Annotated in this window: 11 protein-coding genes; 10 read left to right on the top strand and 1 reads right to left on the bottom strand. The window is 34.5% G+C overall.

What is annotated here, in order from left to right:
- Positions 1-125 precede the first annotated feature (125 nt).
- Positions 126-323: a helix-turn-helix domain-containing protein gene (locus AC5ELV_RS25960; protein WP_493432416.1), complete on the bottom strand. Its 198-nt coding sequence runs from the start codon at positions 321-323 to the stop codon at positions 126-128.
- A gap of 294 nt (positions 324-617) precedes the next feature.
- On the opposite strand from AC5ELV_RS25960, the gene AC5ELV_RS25955 reads away from it, so the two are divergent.
- The 10 genes from AC5ELV_RS25955 (at position 618) to AC5ELV_RS25910 (ending at position 19797) form a co-directional block, all read left to right on the top strand.
- A complete protein-coding gene (locus AC5ELV_RS25955; protein WP_250270029.1) occupies positions 618-1445 on the top strand; it encodes a TnsA endonuclease N-terminal domain-containing protein in 828 nt (275 codons plus the stop codon).
- Positions 1442-3610 carry a TnsB C-terminal domain-containing protein gene (locus tag AC5ELV_RS25950; protein WP_493432415.1) on the top strand — a complete coding sequence of 723 codons (2169 nt, stop codon included), beginning with the start codon at positions 1442-1444 and terminating at the stop codon, positions 3608-3610. Before AC5ELV_RS25955 ends, AC5ELV_RS25950 begins: the two co-directional genes overlap by 4 nt.
- 2 nt (positions 3611-3612) lie before the next feature.
- Positions 3613-5352 carry an ATP-binding protein gene (locus tag AC5ELV_RS25945; protein WP_493432414.1) on the top strand — a complete coding sequence of 580 codons (1740 nt, stop codon included), beginning with the start codon at positions 3613-3615 and terminating at the stop codon, positions 5350-5352.
- Between the two features lie 62 nt (positions 5353-5414).
- On the top strand, positions 5415-7247 hold the full coding sequence (locus AC5ELV_RS25940) for a TnsD family Tn7-like transposition protein (protein WP_493432413.1): 1833 nt from the start codon (positions 5415-5417) through the stop codon (positions 7245-7247).
- Between the two features lie 20 nt (positions 7248-7267).
- Entirely contained in the window at positions 7268-9145 is a 1878-nt protein-coding gene (locus tag AC5ELV_RS25935; protein WP_493432412.1) for a TnsD family Tn7-like transposition protein, read from the top strand.
- A gap of 1183 nt (positions 9146-10328) precedes the next feature.
- Entirely contained in the window at positions 10329-11258 is a 930-nt protein-coding gene (locus tag AC5ELV_RS25930; RefSeq protein WP_493432411.1) for an AlbA family DNA-binding domain-containing protein, read from the top strand.
- 33 nt (positions 11259-11291) lie between these two features.
- The gene (locus AC5ELV_RS25925; protein WP_493432410.1) at positions 11292-13358 is read left to right on the top strand and encodes an ATP-dependent nuclease; all 2067 of its coding nucleotides are present in this window, start codon (positions 11292-11294) and stop codon (positions 13356-13358) included.
- Positions 13343-15034, top strand: coding sequence for a UvrD-helicase domain-containing protein (locus AC5ELV_RS25920; RefSeq protein WP_493432409.1), 1692 nt, complete (start codon positions 13343-13345; stop codon positions 15032-15034). The genes AC5ELV_RS25925 and AC5ELV_RS25920 overlap by 16 nt, the downstream gene beginning before the upstream one ends.
- Positions 15035-15118: 84 nt before the next feature.
- Positions 15119-19030 (top strand): tetratricopeptide repeat protein, encoded by a 3912-nt coding sequence (locus AC5ELV_RS25915; protein WP_493432408.1) that lies wholly within the window; start codon positions 15119-15121, stop codon positions 19028-19030.
- Positions 19031-19458: 428 nt separating this feature from the next.
- Complete coding sequence (locus tag AC5ELV_RS25910; protein WP_493432407.1) at positions 19459-19797, top strand: helix-turn-helix domain-containing protein; 339 nt, start codon at positions 19459-19461, stop codon at positions 19795-19797.
- Positions 19798-20246: the final 449 nt, after the last annotated feature.

Genomic DNA, 20246 nt, shown 5'->3' with positions numbered 1-20246 from the left:
TCAATTCGAAAACCAGAATTTAGAAATGCTAAAAGATCAAAGGATTTTTTGATTTTCTCGTTATTAAGGTCCGAATGAATTGTATCAATTCAATTGAGTCCAAAAAGTAAGGAAACGTCATTTGATTAGCAATACAAAGTAAAATCGGTTGTAACATCAAAAACCTTTGCTAAAGATATTAAATGGTTAATTTCAGGCCGTGCTACATTTCGCTCCCAATTAGAAACAACCTGTTTAGTTACCCCGATTTTATTAGCAAGTTCCTCTTGTGTCCATTTATGGAGTAGTCTTAAATTTCTACATCGCTGTCCCAAAGTATTCATGAGTTCACCTCTATTGAGAATATCAAATAGGTTTTAACCCGACCCGTCTGCTTACTAATTATACCTACCCTACTTATAGTCCATATTATAGCCTATTCATACCCTACGAGTAGCCTATGAATAGGCTACGAAGTGAAATATAGCCAAAAAATATTGCTTTGCTATTGTATAAAGCTGTGAGTTGTTATATTCTACATTTGTATTTTGAAGTAAAACTAAAATATATCTTAGGAGTAGAAAAAGATAACTGAGCTTTATTTTAATTTAGTTTAGTTCTAAAAAAGAAGGTGAATAATGAGTAAAATTCGATCAAGTAACTCTATAGCATCTATTCAGCGGAAAATCAAAGAAGGAAGAGGTCAAGGCCACTTTTCGGAATATAAACCTTGGTTGACTGTACATGATGTACCTTCAATAGGGATAGTTACTCGAATTCTTGGTTGGAAAAGTGGTCGACTTCACCATTATCTGTCTGAACACTTTGAATTGGCACATCATTACCAAATGGAGTGGTCAGAGCAAGTGATTGATATTCGCGAACAATTCCCTTTATTACCCCTAGATAAAACCCTCTATATTGCACAAAAGTTAGGCATTAAACATCCAACTGACCCCAAGAATAAGCTTCCCATCATTATGACTACAGATATGTTACTTACAGTAAAACAAGAAGAAAGTATAAAATTTATTGCACATTCTATCAAACCCTCTAACAAGTTGACAAAACGAGTTGTAGAAAAATTACAGATTGAAAAAGAGTTTTTTAAAGACCAAAAGATAGAGTGGGCACTTATTACGGAAAGGCAGATAAACTACAATTTGGTCAGGAATGTCGAATGGCTTCATAATGCTAAAAACAACGATAAATTGTCAAATCACCATATAAATAGTCTCGAAGAAAATCTCTATTATGCTATTCAGCAAAGTGAAAAACCACTTGCGAAAGTTACAAGAGAACAAGATGAATTATTTGGTTTACCAAGTGGGTACTGCATGCAAATCGTAAAATATTTAATAGCAAATCGTTATTGGATAGTGGATATGACTCATCTAATACAGCCTACTCTACAATCCATGATTATTCTAGAAAATAGGTTTCCAACGGGAGGTATTCTCTTTTGAATATTTTTATAAATAACATTGTACAACATGCATCAGGAAACGAAGTAGTTCCTGAATGTGAAAGAATATTATGGATTAATGCTGAGAAAGACTTTGTTATAACTATATCTATGACAGAAGTAAGTGCTCTTCCACAAGTTAAGGTTCTTTCAGAGTTAATAGAACAATTAAATAGTGGAAGGTTAGTGAAACTAACTTATGATCCCTACTCAAAGTTTATGATTCCTGAAGAGAAACTGAATGACAAAGAGATAACTATAAGGGATCACGCATGGGAATGCATAAAAGAAATAGTTGAGCTCGAACCCAACATTTATAATCCTAAAGAGCGATACCAAATGATCAAGGATGTGTGTGTCCGTACGAATAAAGGAAAGAAATTTATTTATAAATATCTTCGCTATTTTTGGGTTGGTGGAAAGAAAGTTAATGCATTGCTTCCAAGGTTTAGAAACTGTGGAGGACCTAATAAAAGAAAAAATCCACTAAAGAAGATGGGGAGACCGAGAATGACAACTTTGGTTGATCCTCAATTTACAGGGGTCCTTGTAGACGAAGATACTCGGAAAATTTTCGATGAGTTTATAGCAAAAGTATATTTAAGAATTAATAGGAGGGACTCTGTAAAGTATACCTATATTCAGATGCTCAAGGAACGTTTTAGTATAGGTACAAAGATGGTGGGAGAAGTTGAAGTTCCAATCATACCACCCGATCATAAAATTCCAAGTATCTCACAATTTCGATATCATATCCGAACACATTATACACGTAGAAGAAAACTAATGGCACGCGAAGGAAAGTCTAGCTTTGACAGAGATTTTAGGCCATTACTGGGATCAGAAACAAGGCGTGCCACTGGACCGGGGCAGATTTTTGAAATTGATGCTACGGTTGCTGATGTTTATTTGGTTAGTTCGGATGATGTTAACCAAATTATTGGGAGACCAGTTGTATACATTGTAGTGGATGTTTGGAGCCATATGGTGGTGGGTATCTACATTGGCCTCGAAGGACCTTCATGGCAAGGAGCTATGATGGCCATCGAGAATACAGCAGTTAATAAAGTAGAATTTTGTGAACAGTACGATATTGAAATTAGTGAGGATGATTGGCCATGTCATCATATGCCTCAACAATTTTATGCTGACCGGGGAGAGATGGAGAGTAAGAGTGCAGATTCACTGGGTAAAGCACTAGGTATAAAAATAAAAAACACGCCTCCTTATCGAGCTGATCTTAAAGGTATCATTGAGCAGCAATTTCATACGCTTAATATGACATTACAGCCATGGATGCCTGGAGCTATAAAAAAAGAATACCAGAAGCGTGGCGGCCCAGATTATGTGCTTGATGCTACACTGACATTAAAAGATTTCACCCAAATGGTAATTGAAACAATTTTATACCGAAATAATTATCATTATATGGAACACTACCCTTTAGATAAAGCTCTTTCTAAAGATAATGTTATGCCAATCGCGCGAGAGCTATGGAAATGGGGAATTGCTCACGATCATTTTTTACAGGAAATTGATTCGGAAATAGTGCGATTAAATGTTTTACCTGAGGAGGAAGTGACAGCTAATAGAGAAGGAATCCATTTTAAGAAAATGTGCTATGTTTGTGATGAACTGGCTAACCAGGGATGGTTCGTTAAAGGTAAATCAATTAAAACGGTTATTGCTTATGACAGACGATGCATGAATCATGTCTATGTAAAAGTTAAAAATGGGCATGAATTCATAAAATGTAGCCTGCATGAGAAATCATCAAGGTTTTACAATTTGAGCTTGGAAGAAGTGAAGACTAAGCAATTTTATGAGAGCTCTCAGAAAGATCTCTATAAGTCTACCAAAGTTCAAGGTGAGGTTACACTAAGTGCAAAATTAGAATTTATAAGAGAGCGTGCCATAAAACGTGCTGAAGTACAGCGTGATGTCTCTCTACCGAAAACTAAACGTAAAGCAAATATCCGATTAAACAGGTTGGAGGAACGGAAAAAATTACGTAAAATTCAGAGTTTTGATCTTGGAAAACTAGGTGGTAAAAAAGATGTGAATTTAGAGAAAAATTTAGGAACTGATGAGAAAAGTGAGCCGGTAGTTCAATACAATCCACGGTCAAAATTAGAGATGTTATCTAAAATCAGAAAGGGAACATAAAGATGGAAAGAAAAATTAACTTGAATGTCATGTATCAATATACCCCAGGACTTATTGGTAGACAAGAAAGGGCTAATTACTTGGAACAAATAATTACTGGGTATAAAAATAATCCTTTCATTGAAGCCTTGCCTCCTATTCTTGAAGAAGAGCATGTCGCAATAAATATAGGCAGGTACCCAGATTATGACGAATCCCAACGTAAGTTAGGAAAGCAAATAAGATTGCATCTTATACAACAGATATCTGATTATGTGGAACCTTTACCTGTTCATTTATTGGTGGAACAAAGACTGTCTAGACTTATCCGCCATGGTTACAAAGCAAGAAATCCGTTTGCCCCCCAATCAATCAGACAGTATCATATTGGTTTTAAGGATATTCTGGTGGGTGGGGTCAATCATGAAGGGATGAACTTGGCAGGAATTCGTTCGACTGCGTCAGGTTTTGCAATTTTAGGTGTTAGTGGGCAAGGAAAAACGACAGCGGTTGAGAGTTCTCTTCTGCTTTATCCACAGGTTATTGAGCATTCGCATTATAAAGAGCAACTTTTTATCAGAAAACAATTAGTTTGGCTTAAGCTAAACTGTCCCTATGATGGATCCTTAAAGGGATTATGTTTTAATTTCTTCCAAGCAGTAGACTCTCACTTAGGTACAAATTATTTCTCAAAATTTGTTTCTAAAGGTTCTTCTGTAGACATTCTTATTCCTGTTATGGCTCACATTGCTACTCTACATGGGCTTGGAGTTTTAGTCATTGATGAAATTCAAAATTTGAGTTTCATGAAAAGTGGAGGAGCAGAGAGAATGCTTAACTATTTTACGCAATTAATTAATACTATCGGAGTTCCTGTAGTACTTATTGGGACATTTAAGGCAATGAAACTACTTTCAGGAACCTTCAGCCAAGCTCGTAGAAGTACGGGACAAGGAGATTTAATTATGGATCGTTTAACGAATGGGGAAGAGTGGAGCTATTTTATTGAACAGTTATGGAAATATCAATGGACAGTCAATAGTACAAAGTTGAATGACAATTTAAAAAAAGTGATGTATGAATTATCACAGGGAATTGTTGATATTGCAGTCAAACTATATATGCTTTCCCAATGGGAAGCCATCACATGTGGTTGCGAAAAAGAAAAAATTACGGTTAGTCTTTTGAAAGGGGTTGCAATTCAACACATGCAACTCGTACAACCTTTATTGAAAATTTTAAAAAGAAACGATCCCTCGTCAAGATTACTCGTTGATGACCTTTATCCCAAGTGGGATGTATTGGACCAATACTTAATAAAAGCAACTGAAAAGGTTAGTGTGCAAGGAGAACTACGCTCTAATGTGATGAGGAATGGTAAAATTGAGCTTGAGAAGGAAAAATATTTAAAACTTATAAAAACAGCAATTGAATTTGGAGCTGAAGCAGATATAGCAGAAGAAGTAGCAGAGCGGGTTATACTTCGTAACGAATCCGAAAAGGATATAGTGTTATTAAGGAAAGAGGTATTGGAAGAGATTAAACTATATACCATTATAAAAGACAATCGCTCTTCTAGTGTGTCTCAAATAACACCAAGCAAGAAAAAAAGTACGAGCAGTTCCAGATCTAAAAATCTGGAGGGAGATGATTTAAGAAATGCAATTAAAAGCAGTAAGACTGGAACAGAAGAAATTTATGAAAATCTCGAAAATATGGGGGTTATCCCTTCAGAAGAGAATATATCTAAACTTATAACTTGATATCGTATAACGAGAGGTTTTAGGGAAAAGCTAATAGTATAAGATCTGAAAGGATGATTATATTGTTAGCCTATTTTCCTTCTCTCTACCCAGATGAACTGCTCTATAGTGCAATTGCCAGGTATCATATAACAACAGGTAACAACGCTCAAAAACAAACGATATACGATTTATTTGGAAATTCTGTTGTATGTGCAACGGTTGATTTACCTAGTCATCTTGGTATTCTATCGAAGAATCTAAATAATCTATATTCGGTTGATTTTTTTATACAAAACCATACTTTATTCCCTTACTACATTCCTTTTTTGAAGAAAATAGAGGTAGAGCGTATCAAACGATATATGATTGAGGGTTCTCCTTGGGGAATGGTTCATTCTGTATTGGGTATTCCAGCATCCAAGGTAAAACAACCTGATTGCTTGAAATTTTGTGAGCTTTGTATACATGATGATGTTTCAAATTATCACGAAGCTTATTGGCATAGGTCTCATCAAGTTCCAGGAGTAGTGGTGTGTCCTAAACACCGAGAGATTTTATTTAAAACTAAGGTTCAGTATTCTACTCGGTCAAAAAAGTTTGAGTTTATAACTTTAACTGAAGTTCTTAATGATAAGAATGAAAAGATGTCTATTAATCTGTCTTGGATGGATCATCTTGTATCAGTAGCTAAACAATCCGCTGTTTTATTAAGTTTAGAAAATTCCTTTATTAATGATCGCACTATACTTTTACAGCATCTTAATAGAAGAGGATTTATTACGGCTGGTGGTCGTATTCGTTTTAATCAGCTGATAGAAAGTTTTTGTCAGTTCTATGGAAACGAATTTTTGAAGTTTATGCAATGTGAAGTAAATAGAAACTATAGTGAGACATGGTTGCATAAGTTGTTCCGTGGAACCGATACCATCTCACATCCGTTACGACATCTGTTGGCCATTAGATTTTTAGAATGCGACTTCAATAAAAAGACATTGTCCTCGGGACATAAACCGTTCGGCGAAGGGCCATGGCCGTGTTTGAATAAGGCAGCTGCACATTATGGGGAGTTAATTATACAGCAGTGTAAAGTAACACGCAGCTCTAAAAGTGGATTACCTGTGGGTGAATTTAGCTGCGATTGTGGCTTTGTATACTCAAGAAGTGGACCAGACAACACTTATAAGGATCAATTTACAATCGGGAGAATAAAACATTTTGGACATGTCTGGAAAGGAAAGTTGACTGAACTTAATACCTTAAACTTGTCTTTAAGAGCTAGAGCTTCCATGCTGGGAGTCGATCCTGGTACTGTAAAGAGGCAGAGTAATCTGTTAATGATACACTTGGAAAAACAACATCGAAGGGATATTTCGTTGCAAAAAAATATTCGTTGGGAACGATTCGTAATATCCTTAAAGAGATCTAAAGCATCTCAAGTTCCTATCCGCAAGTTAAATCCTAAAGATTATATGTGGTTGTATCGTAATGATAAAGAAAGACTGTTTCGGACAATGGACAAATACAAAATAAAGAGCAATATAAGAAGTCAGAATATAGATTGGAAGCAAAGAGATGAAACCTTCTTGAATGAAGTTGAGAGGGCAGTAGTTGAAATCAAGGCAAGTGTTAAACCACAGAAAATAACAGTTGCAAAGGTGGCTAGGACTGTAGGGGGAAATGTCCCCATTGTGTTGGAGAAAAACTTGTCCAAATTACCCAAAACCAATGTTTTCTTAAAGAAGCATGTAGAATCTACAGAACAGTTTCAAATACGTAAGCTTGTATGGGCTTATGAAGAATTACGAGCTAGGGAATATTTCGTTCAAGGTTGGAAGTTACTAAGAACTGCTGGACTTAAAAATCCTCTTTTAAAAAAGGTAGAAGAAAAATTCGAAGAGCTCGTTTTAAAATAAACATTGGAGGAGAATTAAGAATGAAATCTATAGCTTTTTTCCCTACACCATTTCCTGGGGAAGATTTTAGAAGCGTTTTATATCGTTATCATATTCTTTCGCTAAATCCGGAAATTTCAAGTTCAAATAAAGAATTGTTTGGGTCAGGCTCAAACTTTACTACTTTCCCCAGAGCTTTGGACAAATTATTGGAAAAGCTCCCGTCTTCTGTCCTTACAGTAAATCAAATTATAGAGAATCATACGCTTATACCAGTACTTTTCCCTTTTTTGTCCAAAAGTAAAAAAGAATATATCTTAAATGATGTGAAAAGAGGAGAGGAGTTGAAAGATAGTTTCGTAGGGAAGTTGGTAGGGAATAAAAATGGTAAGCTTGTTTCACCTCATATTAAGTACTGCCCTTATTGTATAAAAGAAGATATGTCCAAGTATGGGTGGAGTTTTATTCATCGAGAGCACCAGTTTGCATTCATACATAATTGTCATGTTCACTCAATAGCTCTACTCACACATTGTAATGAATGCGGAGTTGAATTTATGTATTCTCCAGTCAACGGAACATGTAAGAATGGCCATGAAATCCTCATTTCAAGTACTAAAGATATAAATAATGATTTTGAAAGGAATTTATACAATGATTTAGAGTATTTGTTTTTAAACTTTGCAAGTATTGATCTATCTTTAATAAAAATTAGATTTATAGAATATTTAAATGCGAATGGATACCTAGATTCGAATGGACAAGTCAGACGTTTATTCTTAATAAAGGATTTTTTGAATTGTTATTCTCCAAGTGTCTTTGAGACTTTTGGACTTGATAAAAAACATATGTTACAAAGGTATGCTGTTGAAAGTGTACTCTATAATGAAAATTTAGTTGTAAATTTACCGTTCAATCTTCTATTAATAAGATATTTAGCAGGTTCAATAAAAATATTTATAGAGGATCAGTTGCCATATACTTGTGATATTCCGTTTCCCATTGGTCCTTGGCGTTGTGAGAATAAATTCTGCCCAAAGTATCAACAATTTACTATTAAGAAGCGTACATGTGAGGAGATGCCCTCAAAAAGGATTATTGGGAAATTTTCTTGTGAGTTCTGCGAAGGAGAATACAAAATGGAATGGAAAGAAATAAAGAAGCCAAAATATAAGATGATAACCTTTCCAGAAAAAAAAGTTGAGTTAGTATGTGCTCTCTTAGAGAATGGCCAAGTGCCTGCCGAAATTGCCGAAAAACTCTATTGTTCCGAATATTTAGTAAAGGAGATTATGAAGAATAAAAATAGGACAAATCCTCGAATTATTTCCTCTACATATTTTCAAGAGGTAGCAAGTACTATTGAAAATGAAATGGAGAATTCCAAGAGAAATTCATATAGAAAAAAATTACTGGCAATAATTAAGGATAATCCTGAACTTGGTAGATATCAATTATCACTAAAATGTAAGTCTGAATATCATTGGCTAAAACGTAATGATAGATCTTGGCTAGAGGGGCACGTCCAGCCTTCTAGATCCTTTAATCGCTTTGACTGGAGTGTAGTTGATGAGGCATTAGCAATACGGATAAGAGAAGTAGCGAAACTTCTATTAAAATCCAATCCTAATATGCGAATAGGCAGTTATACAATTATTAATGCTATGGAAAAAATCGAACGGGGTAGACTGAAAAGCTATATACAACATTTGCCCAAGAGCAAAGTAGCCTTAGAAGAGTGCGCTGAAACAAAAGAGAATTACCAAATTAGGCATCTGCCCGCCTTAGTCTGGCAATTACGCCATCACTATAATTATAAGAGTATAACGATTGAAGTTATAATGGCTTATCGTAGATCCTATCGCGATATATCAGACGAAATGAAAGAAATTCTTTCAGAGAAATTAAAGAGCTTATAATTTTAAAGCATGTTTTCACTACTATTAAGTCGATGTTATTCAAAAGGATTGTATCCCCTTCAATTAGGAATTTTAAAAACGGCAGCGGAGAAGGAGTGTTTTACAGGAAGATGAAAGTTAGTGGACTAGCACTTATTCCGACGTCTCTCTTTTCACTATGTACTGATAGGCATGTTGCCCATTTCATAATGTATATACGTAATATCGGTAAACAAACTTTTTTCGATTATCCTGAACCAATCAGAAGTTTCAATTGTTTTGGGAAAACGGTTGGTGTTATTTGGTAGCTTTGACCCTTTATACGATGCGGATTGGCTCGTCGGATAGAAGTTACAAGTTTATATGTACGCATGAGTTGGACGATACTATACTTCCGCTCGAGCTATATTTAATGACTAATCCTCAGGTATCGCTCGAAAGCGGGTAACGCTTCCGCTAGATATATTTTTTCTCAAGCGCTTCTAGCTTTTTAGAAATTTATTCTCCATCTGTAGCAGTTGAATAGGTGATTCCTTACGTTTTAGTTTTCCTCTATGAAATTCTTCTACTGGCTTTCCGTCAGCATTTCATTTTCCAAGTTGCTTCAAGTAGCCAAAACTCTCCATGAAGAGCATAAGCTTAGGTCCAATGGCTCAGACAGTGCTTGGCTTCTTGCGGTTGATGATAAATAGACCTAATCTCGTACCAAAAAAATCTCCATCGGCGTTTGACCTTTTTCGTAACGCTGAACGGTAACCAGCTTAAAAGTTGTGGGATAGGTAACATTTTCCTTGAGGAGTTTCTGTACCTGAGTATTCAACACTGACTGTTGTGTTAGTGAAAAATGGGCTTTTGCAAGGTTCTTTAAGAGGAAGAATGAACAGCAAATATTTTTTTGTTTTTACCATAAAGCGACAAAATACGACAAGGTAATTGTGTATAATTTACTAGTGAGATATGGGTCTTAAGTTGGATTAGAAATGTACTAAGTAGATACTCTTTAAATAATTATAAAAGTAAAGCTCATTTAGACCATTTAAATGGGAAAACAATATTAATCCTTCTCGATAATCAGAAGCTGAATCAAAAAAAGAAAGGTGTATTTTTTTGGGAATAATAGAATTTCGATGGAAAACATCAAAACATTTATAGGATGTCCTATAGATCTAAATATACTTTATTAAGAGTGCGAGGTGAGGTACAGATGGATAAAATATATGAGTTAATCGAATATGGATACGAGTGCTATTACTTGGATTTCAAAGAAAGACAGTATTCTAAGGAAAAAAGTATGGACTTGATTGCAGATATTATGGCTATGGCTAATTCACGTCATGATGGAGATAAATTCATCATTGTAGGAATTAAGGATCGACCAGAAGGTAAAGAGATAAAGGGAATAGAACCGAAAGAATTTATAGATTCGTCTACTTACACACAATTAATACAAAGTAACATTGAACCTGAAATACAGTTTGATTATTTTAAATATGAGTATAAAGGCTCATTGTTAGGTGTCTTTAGAATTTATAATACGGACGATAAACCATACATGATGAGAAAGAAATTTGACCGACTGAACGAGGGACTCTGCTTAATCCGTAAAAGCAGTACGAACGCTTTGGCCAAACGTAGCGACTTTGATTATATGTACTTAAATAAAGGGCAGTTTGAGATGAGATTTCTGGAACATGCTTTACACGCTGTACATGATGCCGATGATTGTGCTTCTGTAGAAGTTGCATTAACGAATTCAACAGAGTTACCTATCACTGTGATTGGTGGTTCTTTGTACATAAGGAACGATCAAGGAAAAGAGCTGTCAAGGCATCGTGTGTATGGATTGAATGAGTTTGTAGGTGCAGATTTTAAATTAGCCTTGCCACCAAAATCAGAAGTGGTTGGACACTTGATGGTAGGCTTTGAATCATCAGATCCTCTTAGACTAAATATTGATGAATACGGCATATGTGCTGAAAAGTATGACTTTGAGCTACTGCTTGTGGATGCACAAGAGAAAAGGTATTCAACTATAATACGTCAAGCTAGTGTTTTTGCTGATGGTGACTTTCTTTGGAAGGTGAAAAAACAAAAAGGAATTCCGCATAAGTTTCGAACACATGTAATTCGATAAAAAATAGCCATTCTGAGAAAGGAAGTTTTGGAATTGTATATTTCCAAAATCAATATAGAGAATTATCGAAACTTTAAAGGATCGAATAATATTGTAGAGTTTAGCGAAGGGGTCAATGTAATCATTGGTCATAATAATTCAGGGAAATCTAATGTACTAAAAGCGCTTAATTTAGTTTTAAATTTTGGATCATCTAAAAAGTTATCAATTGATGATTTTAATAAAGAAGTTAGCATAGAAGAGTTAAAAAAAAAGTCGCCTAAAGTTTCAATTACGGTGAGCTTTTCTGAATCTGAAAACGAAGTTGAATATTCTGAGGACTTAATAACGGTGGCTACATGGTTAACCGAATTGAAAAGTCCTTATCAAGCACAATTAACTTACGTGTTCTATTTGCCTGAAAAGGAAGAAGCGGAATACAAAAGAACACTCTCAAATATTAAATCTGATGATATTGAGCAGTATTGGTTAGTGATTAAACATAATTTTTTGAGAAAATATAAGAGCAACATTTATGGAGGAAGTCCAGACTATAAAGAAGTTGTTGACTCAGAAAATTTGAAGAAAATTGATTTTCAATTTTTGGACGCTATAAGGGACGTTGAACGCGATCTTTTTACGGGCAAGAATACGTTACTACGAGAAGTCATTGATTTCTTTATGGATTATGAAATAAAGAATAACACTAAGGATAAAACACAGCAACAAGAGGTTATCGATCAATTAAAAAGAGATTTTTCTGCTCGTGCATCTGAGTTGATTAAAACCTTGCAATTAAGAATGGAACATGGGAAGAAGGAAATGCTTAGTTACGCAAAAAATACCGGAGCTTCATTTGGAAATGCAGAGCCAGATTTCGATGGTCACATTATGGATACAGAATTGTACTCGGCCTTAAGATTAATTGTTAAATATCAAACAGGTATATCTATTCCTGCTACACACAATGGTTTAGGATACAACAACTTAATATTCATGTCCTTATTACTAGCGAAAATGCAGAAAGATGCTTCGGGTGATTATCTTGGAAGTAATGCCAAGATTTTTCCCATATTAGTAATTGAGGAACCTGAGGCACATCTACATCCTGCTATGCAGTACAAGTTTTTGAAGTTTATAAGAGATAATATAAAAGATAAAGCTCGACAAGTTTTTGTTACAACACATTCACCTAATATCACCGCAGCAGTTAGTTTAGATGAAATCATCTGTTTCCATCGTAAGAATGATAATACGTTAAATGTTGGATATTTAGGAAAAGCCTTTGGTGATGATCTAAAGTCTAAAGCGTATGTACAGCGTTTTTTGGATTCCACTAAATGTGACATGTTGTTTGCTAAGGGCATAATCCTTGTTGAGGGAATTACCGAACAATTGAATATGTCCATATTTGCTCAATATGAAGGGTATGATTTAGAGAGTAGCCACATTTCGGTGATTAACATAGCTGGACGCTATTTTGAACATTTTCTTAAGCTCTTTAATTCAAGTAGTAAATTTACCATTCACAAAAAAGTTGCCTGTATAACAGATCTTGATCCTGTTAGAAAAGAGAATGTAGAGGATGCAAGTTTCGAAAAATGTTATCCATATGAACTAGAACAAGATCAGACCAGATACATCTATAAGTCATGTTCAAACGATTTAGTTGGAAAGTACCCTTTTGATTCTCAAAAGCAAGACCAGAAAGAAAATATTGCTTGTTTTTCACAAGAAATCGGTAAAGGGAAGACATTTGAATATGCACTTGCGTACAGCAATCCTAATTGTAAGTTGATACTCACCGAATCGATTTCTAATTTGAAGGAGCTAACAGACCTAGTTGATTATTATAAACAAGAGAAAACATTAGATCAGATGCTCGAGTTGCTTGGAAAGAGAGGGAAAAAAAACCCTAGGATTGCTGAAAACATTAAAAAGTATATTGGTTTAGATAATAGAGAACATTTGATTGCATCAAGATACTTAAATTCAATTCAAAAGGGTGAGAATGCTTACGAGTTAGCAGTAGCTTTAGAAGATAACTTCCGAAAGAAAAATAACGCCAACTTTAAAGTGCCAACTTATATTAAGGATGCGATAGTATGGGTGTGCAGTTAGTAAACGCCGAATCTAAGATTGATATTGAAAAACATTTTAAAATTACTGCTGGCCCAGGAGCCGGTAAAACAAAGTTTTTAATAAATCATCTCAAGAACGTTCTTCATAATTCAACTCGATTAGGACGAAACAGGAAAATCGCTTGTATCACATATACCAATGTAGGAGTTGAGACTATTGTACAGAGACTTGGTGATGAGGTTGACTATGTAGAAGTTAGTACGATACATAGTCTTCTTTTCTCGCATATTGTTAAGCCGTATCTGCACTTAATCAGTGAGAAACATGGGGTCAATCATTTGAAAGTAGACTCTCCCTATGAGCATATTGTCTCAAACGGTTATTTCAGGAAAACTGATTTGAGTATGAAAACTATAAAAGAGCAAGAAATGAAGAAGATATTCTGGTCTATTGAAGGTGACTCATGCAAATTGCATATACGAGGAAGAAAAAGCGACTTTCATAAGAGCCTGCTTAAGTATAAGAAAATGTTTTGGGAGAAGGGAATCATACATTTCGAAGATGTATTGGCTTTTGCTTGGGAGATTTTAAATTCATCTACAGAAATACTTCGTATAATACGTTCTAAATTTCCGTACTTTTTCATTGATGAATTTCAAGATACTAATCCGGTTCAAACTGAGATTGTTAAACTGATAGCCGAAAAAGAAACAATTGTGGGAGTAATCGGAGATAAAGCTCAATCCATTTATGAGTTTCAAGGCGCTGATGTTAAGCAATTTGATAATTTTACATTGCCAGAAATGGTACTTTATAAAATGGAAGATAACCATCGAAGTACTGAGAGCATAATTAATTTATTGAATGGAATTAGAAAAGATATTGTTCAAGGAAGCCCAGACAAAAAAATGGGAAGTTCTCCGTGTATTATCGTGGGTGAACCTTTGGGAGTATTAAAATATGTGCAGGAAATTTTAGATAGTGAAGATGTTACTACCCTTTCATATTCTAATCTAATGGCTAATTCCGTTAGAAATAGCAAAGACTATAAATATGGACAGAAGTGGATGATAATTGATGAAGCATTTGTAGATTCTAATCCTGATCGAAGAAAAGTATTAGTATCGGTTATTAAGAGTATTGAGTACGCAAGATTGAATCATTATAAGGATGCGATAAAAGAGCTCAGTAGACATTTGAGATTGACCGATGATCATAATGGTCATAAAACCGCATTGATGTTTATTAAGATGATGTTAAACGAATATAGTGACTATAGCGATAAACCACTATTGACACTGTATTGTAAGTTAAATGGAACAGGTTTCTTTAATATTCCAAAGATACGGGAAAGTAAAGGGGATAAAGCTCCATCATCAATTGAAGATTATTATAAAAATACGATTTACTCCAGTATTGCTCTACATGTAAAGATAACTGAAGATGATAGCCTACATCGTACAATTCATAAAGCCAAAGGCAGTGAGTTTGATAATGTAATGGTAATTGTGAAGGGGAAAGACGGTCACAAGTACAATGAAGAGCGAGATTTAGGCTTTCTATTAAAGCCAGATATAGATGGTAATGAAGATCATCGAGTAAATTATGTAGCTTGTAGTAGGGCGAAGAAGAATTTATACATTTGCGTTCCAGAGATATCGGATGAAGCGCATAAAATTTTATCAACTAAATTGTTTATTGGCAGATTGAAATAGATTGATGAACTTATTGGATATAGGTCTTGCTGATAAGGTTGGAGAATGAGCAATTCGTGATTACCTTGCACTAGGAGAGATAATTTGGAAAAGATATCAGAGGAAGAATACACTGTCATACTAGACTCAAGCCAGCAGATTAACCGTGTTATTTTGAACGTGCTCGCAGAATTACTAATACATGAAATAGGAGTTATTAAGGTTCTTTCTTTTCATAACGAAAGGTTTAACTTTAAGAAAACGATACAAACCTTGGAAAATGATAGTGCACGCTTAGGAATCGATTCAAGTATTATTAACCAAAGAGTAAAATTGATACCTTGTAACTCAATTCAAACAGAGGATATTTTAGTATCGTTAAGTGATATGGAAAAGGATGATTTGGTTGTACTATTAGGTGCGGAGCGATTGTTTAACAGCTTAAAAGGAGAGAGTATTTTAGTTAAAGAATACACCGACATGGCGTTTCGTTCCTTTAAACAGGAGCAGCTACCTTGGCAAGAAATAGTGAATAATATACAAGAGATTCACGATTATTTGCTATCAGAAGTGAGAAAATTCATTTGTGTGATTACAACTGAGAAAAACTGTTTTGATAAGATAACCGAGCTATTTCAAGCTATCGAAGAACCTGAAATTTTTTATATTGCATTTGAGAATGACAAGAACTTAGAGGTACATGATAACATTATTAAAATGATTCCTTCCAGTAATTTAAAGGATAGTTTAGATTTCATTACAAGTCACAAAGAAGATATCTCACAGAAACTGATTACGTACTACTCCGCCAAGGCGTATGAACATAATGGTTTACGACAAGAAGCTATTGAAAAGTATAAATCAGTAATTGATATTTTGAGTTCAGAAGAGAAGGTATATTTGGCAGAATTATTGTTATTTGATAGAAGGGCTGAAGATGCATATAAAATACTAGAACAGACTTATCTGATCGACCGTTGGTCAAAAAACATAATAAAAGCTTTAATTAAAACTTCAAAAAGCTTAGGAAGTATAGAATATGAAAAGTGGATAGAAGAAGCAATTAATAGTAATCATCAAGATGAGTACGTACTACAGGAAGTTGGAAATTTCCTCATGTCTAAGGGGCGGTTTTCAGAAGCATGTGTAATATGGAGGAAACTTTATAACGTCACAAATGATCCATATTTCAAAATGATGGATAGATATAGTTACATTTACGATAAGGATGCTACGAGGGAAACGGCAGAAGAAGTGTTGCTGGATATCACTCGTAATTATCCCTATCTTCAGGATGAGGTTTTCTACAGGTTAGGATTAATTTGCCTAAATAGGCATGATAGTCCGCTAAAAAGTTTTCAATACTTAAACAAAATCTCGAATGACTCAGAAAGTAAAAGTTCTTTCGAAAGTGCTTTAATAAGGATGAAAATTCTCGAAGATCCGAATATGGCGGTTAGGGCCTTAGGGAAGATTAAGCCCTTTCAGAATAAAAGTCATGCGGATAGACTGGCGAATACAATTGTGGATGAACTGATAAGGGATATATATATATTGGCATATAATGATGTAGGGTATCTAAAATGGGGCAACTTTATCGAAAGAGCACAGTCAGAGGAGAGTTGGAAAGCACAACTATCAATAAAACTATCTAAAGAGTTGAAAAAATGGGTCACTAAAAGCCTAACGACAAGCAATGAGTCGATTAGTGAAAATTTAACTGAAGGAATCAGTGTTGGGAAAATCATTTCCTCGTTACGATTAGCCAAAACTGGAATACCTCATGAACTACAGATAGATGAACAAGAATTTACTGATAATGCCATTAAAGGGTTAAGTGCTATAGGCACAGTATACGATCAACTTTTGGGCAGGTATGAGGCATCAATTATCTTATCTCTAATTGGTAAAAATCAATCAGCTAATGATCATGCACTCACGATACTCCAGTTATCCTCAAGAATTAAAGATGATTTTCAAAGAGAAGTAACTAAAATTTTAGGGCTTATCGCATGGGGGAACTCTCAGTATAGATTAGGGAATCATATTGAAGGTTTGAGTTGCCTTATTTCAGCTGTTCCATCTGCTTTGAAGTTATCATTAATTCACCCATTAATGGATTCTAGTAATATCATAACTAGATGGGTAATTGAGCATGCAGAAGCTTTTACAGATGATGATAGAAAAAATGCTTCTGATTTTATTAGTAAATTTGGCGGAGTAACTGAAAAGGACACGTTATTTGCTATTGAATCTGCAATGCTGCAAGGAGACTGGAATAGTGTTTATAATTTATTAAAACCATTGGTGGATAAGTATGATTTATCGTCAGAATGGGCAGGTCATTTTACAAATTTGATTGCTGCACTCGTAAAACTAAATAGAAAAGACGAAGCAGTTGATTTAATAAACAAGCATTATAATGAAGCGATTACTGGACTGGAAAAACGTAAAGACATAAGATTTCGAGCTTTACTAAGTTGGTCTCAAATACTTTTCTTTAATATGAGTAAATCTGGTTTAGGTTCTATACGGTTAGCGGTATCTTTGCTATCTATTGCTATACAAGATGTAGAGAGTAAGCGGCAAAATGTTCATCATAAAACTGAACGTGCTGCAATTACTGTAGAGGCGAACGATGTGTATAAGCTTTATTGTGATATGCAGGGTATCATTTATACTACTGAGGGTTTTAGCCAAGAGGAAAAGAACAAGGCAAAATCAGAGTTGATAAAAATGTTTGCAATTTTGTCGCCTAGAACAATAATTGAACATCTTGATTATTCGAATGATTCTAACAAAGAAATTGAGGATCTTAAATTAGAATACGATGCTTTATTTGACGAGGTTAGTCGAATTCAAGATTATGGCCTGGAGGAAAGTATAAAAAAAATTGAATACTTTAATACTCTAAAAGAAGAATTAACAAAAGTTCATCCGAGTTTCCGGCCCTTGCCCCTCTTTACGATGAAGGATATTGATGAAGTTAGAAAAGATATGGTAATAGACGAAGTGTTCTTCCAATATGTAATTACTAGTTTCGGTGTTGTTACACTAATAGTCGATAAACAAACTGAAATTGTTACCTACACGATAGGGAATGTTTCTAAGATTAGAGACATTGATGAGCAACTATTCCTACAGTTAAGTGCTCAACCTAACGATGAAACAAAAGAAAAAATAAAAAAAATTTGTAATTACTTGTCTGATAAAATTTATGACTCGTTGTTATGGCGTTTACAAGCGAATGATATTAAGAATGTGTATATAACCCCGGACTTTACATTAAAGGCATTTTCAACTAGCTTAATTAGATTTAAAAACGAGTGGATGATCTCAAAGCTAGATAATATCAATAATATTGTTGATATAGGATTTCTGCTAAGGAAAACACATAAAAAATCTGAAACTAATACAACTTTACTTGCAATTGGAGACCCTATTTCAGGAAGTGATACAGCCATTCCGCGTGCTAAAAAATTTGCACAATCAAATGTATCAGATAATTTAGTCGTATTAGAGAGTTTTGGACGCAAAAATACAGATTTATTTTCTACTTGTAAAGCGATTAAGCCCAAAACGCTTGCTATAATTGCTCATGGCGTACCAGATCCAAACTCTGATCAATATAGCGGAGCTTTTTCTATTCATGGCACAAATGCTTCTTTAACTGCAGATGATATCTCAGACCTGTGTGACTATACAGATGAATTGATATTATTTACATGTAGAAGCGGAAGTGCTGTAGGTAGCCATGTGGAATCCAGCACTGGTGTACTGAGTTTGGTCTTGGGTAAAAAAATTGAGAGTATTGTTCTGTGTAAATGGGATGTGGACGTTCGGCCTTGTTTAGAATTACTTAATCTATTATTACTGGAACAAAACAAAGGAATACCACTATATTTGATGTTGAGTTCTGGACAGCGGGAGCTTATTAATTCAAGTGATTATAGTCATCCTGTTTATTGGGCTGGATTTGAACTGTGGGGAAAGAACGAGAAACCAGCAAATAAATGAAGAGTTTCCAACTTTCTTTTTATGGTAATTTGTGGTGGTTCCAGACTTTTTATTTTTCGCTTTTATCACGTGGTGCGACAAACTCAATAAAATCAACAAAATTGGTTCCAAACTTTTTTTTCACCCAATAACTAAATTGTCTGGTTATAAAAAAGTGTGGAACCAGTCATTTTACAAACATCAAGAAAGATCCCGATGATATATCGGGATCTTCAGAGTGTCGAGAAAGTCCAACGGACTTTCCGGCACTTTATTTTTTATTTGGGGAAACTCAACTTTTAAAACAAAAATCGATTTAAAACGATCTGAGGACCCATTTTTATTTGATCAAAGTGGCCATTTTAAACCTGATTAAAAAACAGGGGGTTTCTCGACAGCCTGAAGATCCCGATGATATATCGGGATCTTTTTAGCTTAGGAGGGCAATTATGTCTACAATAGGCCAACGAATTCGAACTATTAGAAAAACAAACAACTTAAATCAGATAAAGTTTGCAAATATAATTGGAATTTCTCAAGGAACGTTGAGTGAGCTGGAGCAAGATAAATACAGACCCTCTCTTGATATAATTATAGCAATTAAAGAAAACTTCAATTCCCATATAGAGTGGTTAATCTTTGAAGATACGCCTGTATCAAAGAACACTATTTTTAATTTAGCCATTGAAGCTCAGGAATTAGAACTTATTTCTTTGTTTCGAGAACTTACTAAAGAAGATAGAGATGAAATTATTGATTTTATAAAACTGAAGATTGTTCGGTACTAATCTTTCACGGAGTTCCTTAATAATATGTCTTAGAAATACTCATTTTAATTTTGGTACATAAAAGGCACGAATTATCCGTATACCGATTATCCCTGGAATTTATGCATAAAAAATTAACAATGACTATAATATGAATAGAGAAAGGAGTGTAATAATTCATGTCACTAAATTCACTTAGCATATTTGATATTGCTTTTGTAACACCCCATGGTATCTGTTTTCAGTAAGTTTTTTATACTTGCTCAAGAGCCATACGTGAGAAATGGTTTGAAAGAGCTTTGAAAGAAGGCGGTTGGAACCTCAGCATTAGATATACCCAACTGATCTAAAATCAATTTACATAAGAAATGAATTTGAAAATTATGAAGAATGTAGATTGGTGGTAAAAGAATCATTACAAGGTCTTAACATAGAGACCTATTTACAGAGTGTGCAACTAATGAAACTTG

It is taken from the genome of Paenibacillus sp. NMA1017 (genome assembly GCF_058895805.1).
The sequence above is the reverse complement of the archived record's forward strand: the minus strand, read 5'-3'. Positions and strand labels throughout refer to the sequence as shown.

Excerpts from the sequence above, each read along its gene's own strand:
- AC5ELV_RS25960 (WP_493432416.1), bottom strand. The coding sequence starts at position 323 with ATGAATACTTTGGGACAGCGATGTAGAAATTTAAGACTACTCCATAAA.
- AC5ELV_RS25955 (WP_250270029.1), top strand. The coding sequence starts at position 618 with ATGAGTAAAATTCGATCAAGTAACTCTATAGCATCTATTCAGCGGAAA.
- AC5ELV_RS25945 (WP_493432414.1), top strand. The coding sequence starts at position 3,613 with ATGGAAAGAAAAATTAACTTGAATGTCATGTATCAATATACCCCAGGA.
- AC5ELV_RS25935 (WP_493432412.1), top strand. The coding sequence starts at position 7,268 with ATGAAATCTATAGCTTTTTTCCCTACACCATTTCCTGGGGAAGATTTT.
- AC5ELV_RS25930 (WP_493432411.1), top strand. The coding sequence starts at position 10,329 with ATGGATAAAATATATGAGTTAATCGAATATGGATACGAGTGCTATTAC.
- AC5ELV_RS25920 (WP_493432409.1), top strand. The coding sequence starts at position 13,343 with ATGGGTGTGCAGTTAGTAAACGCCGAATCTAAGATTGATATTGAAAAA.
- AC5ELV_RS25910 (WP_493432407.1), top strand. The coding sequence starts at position 19,459 with ATGTCTACAATAGGCCAACGAATTCGAACTATTAGAAAAACAAACAAC.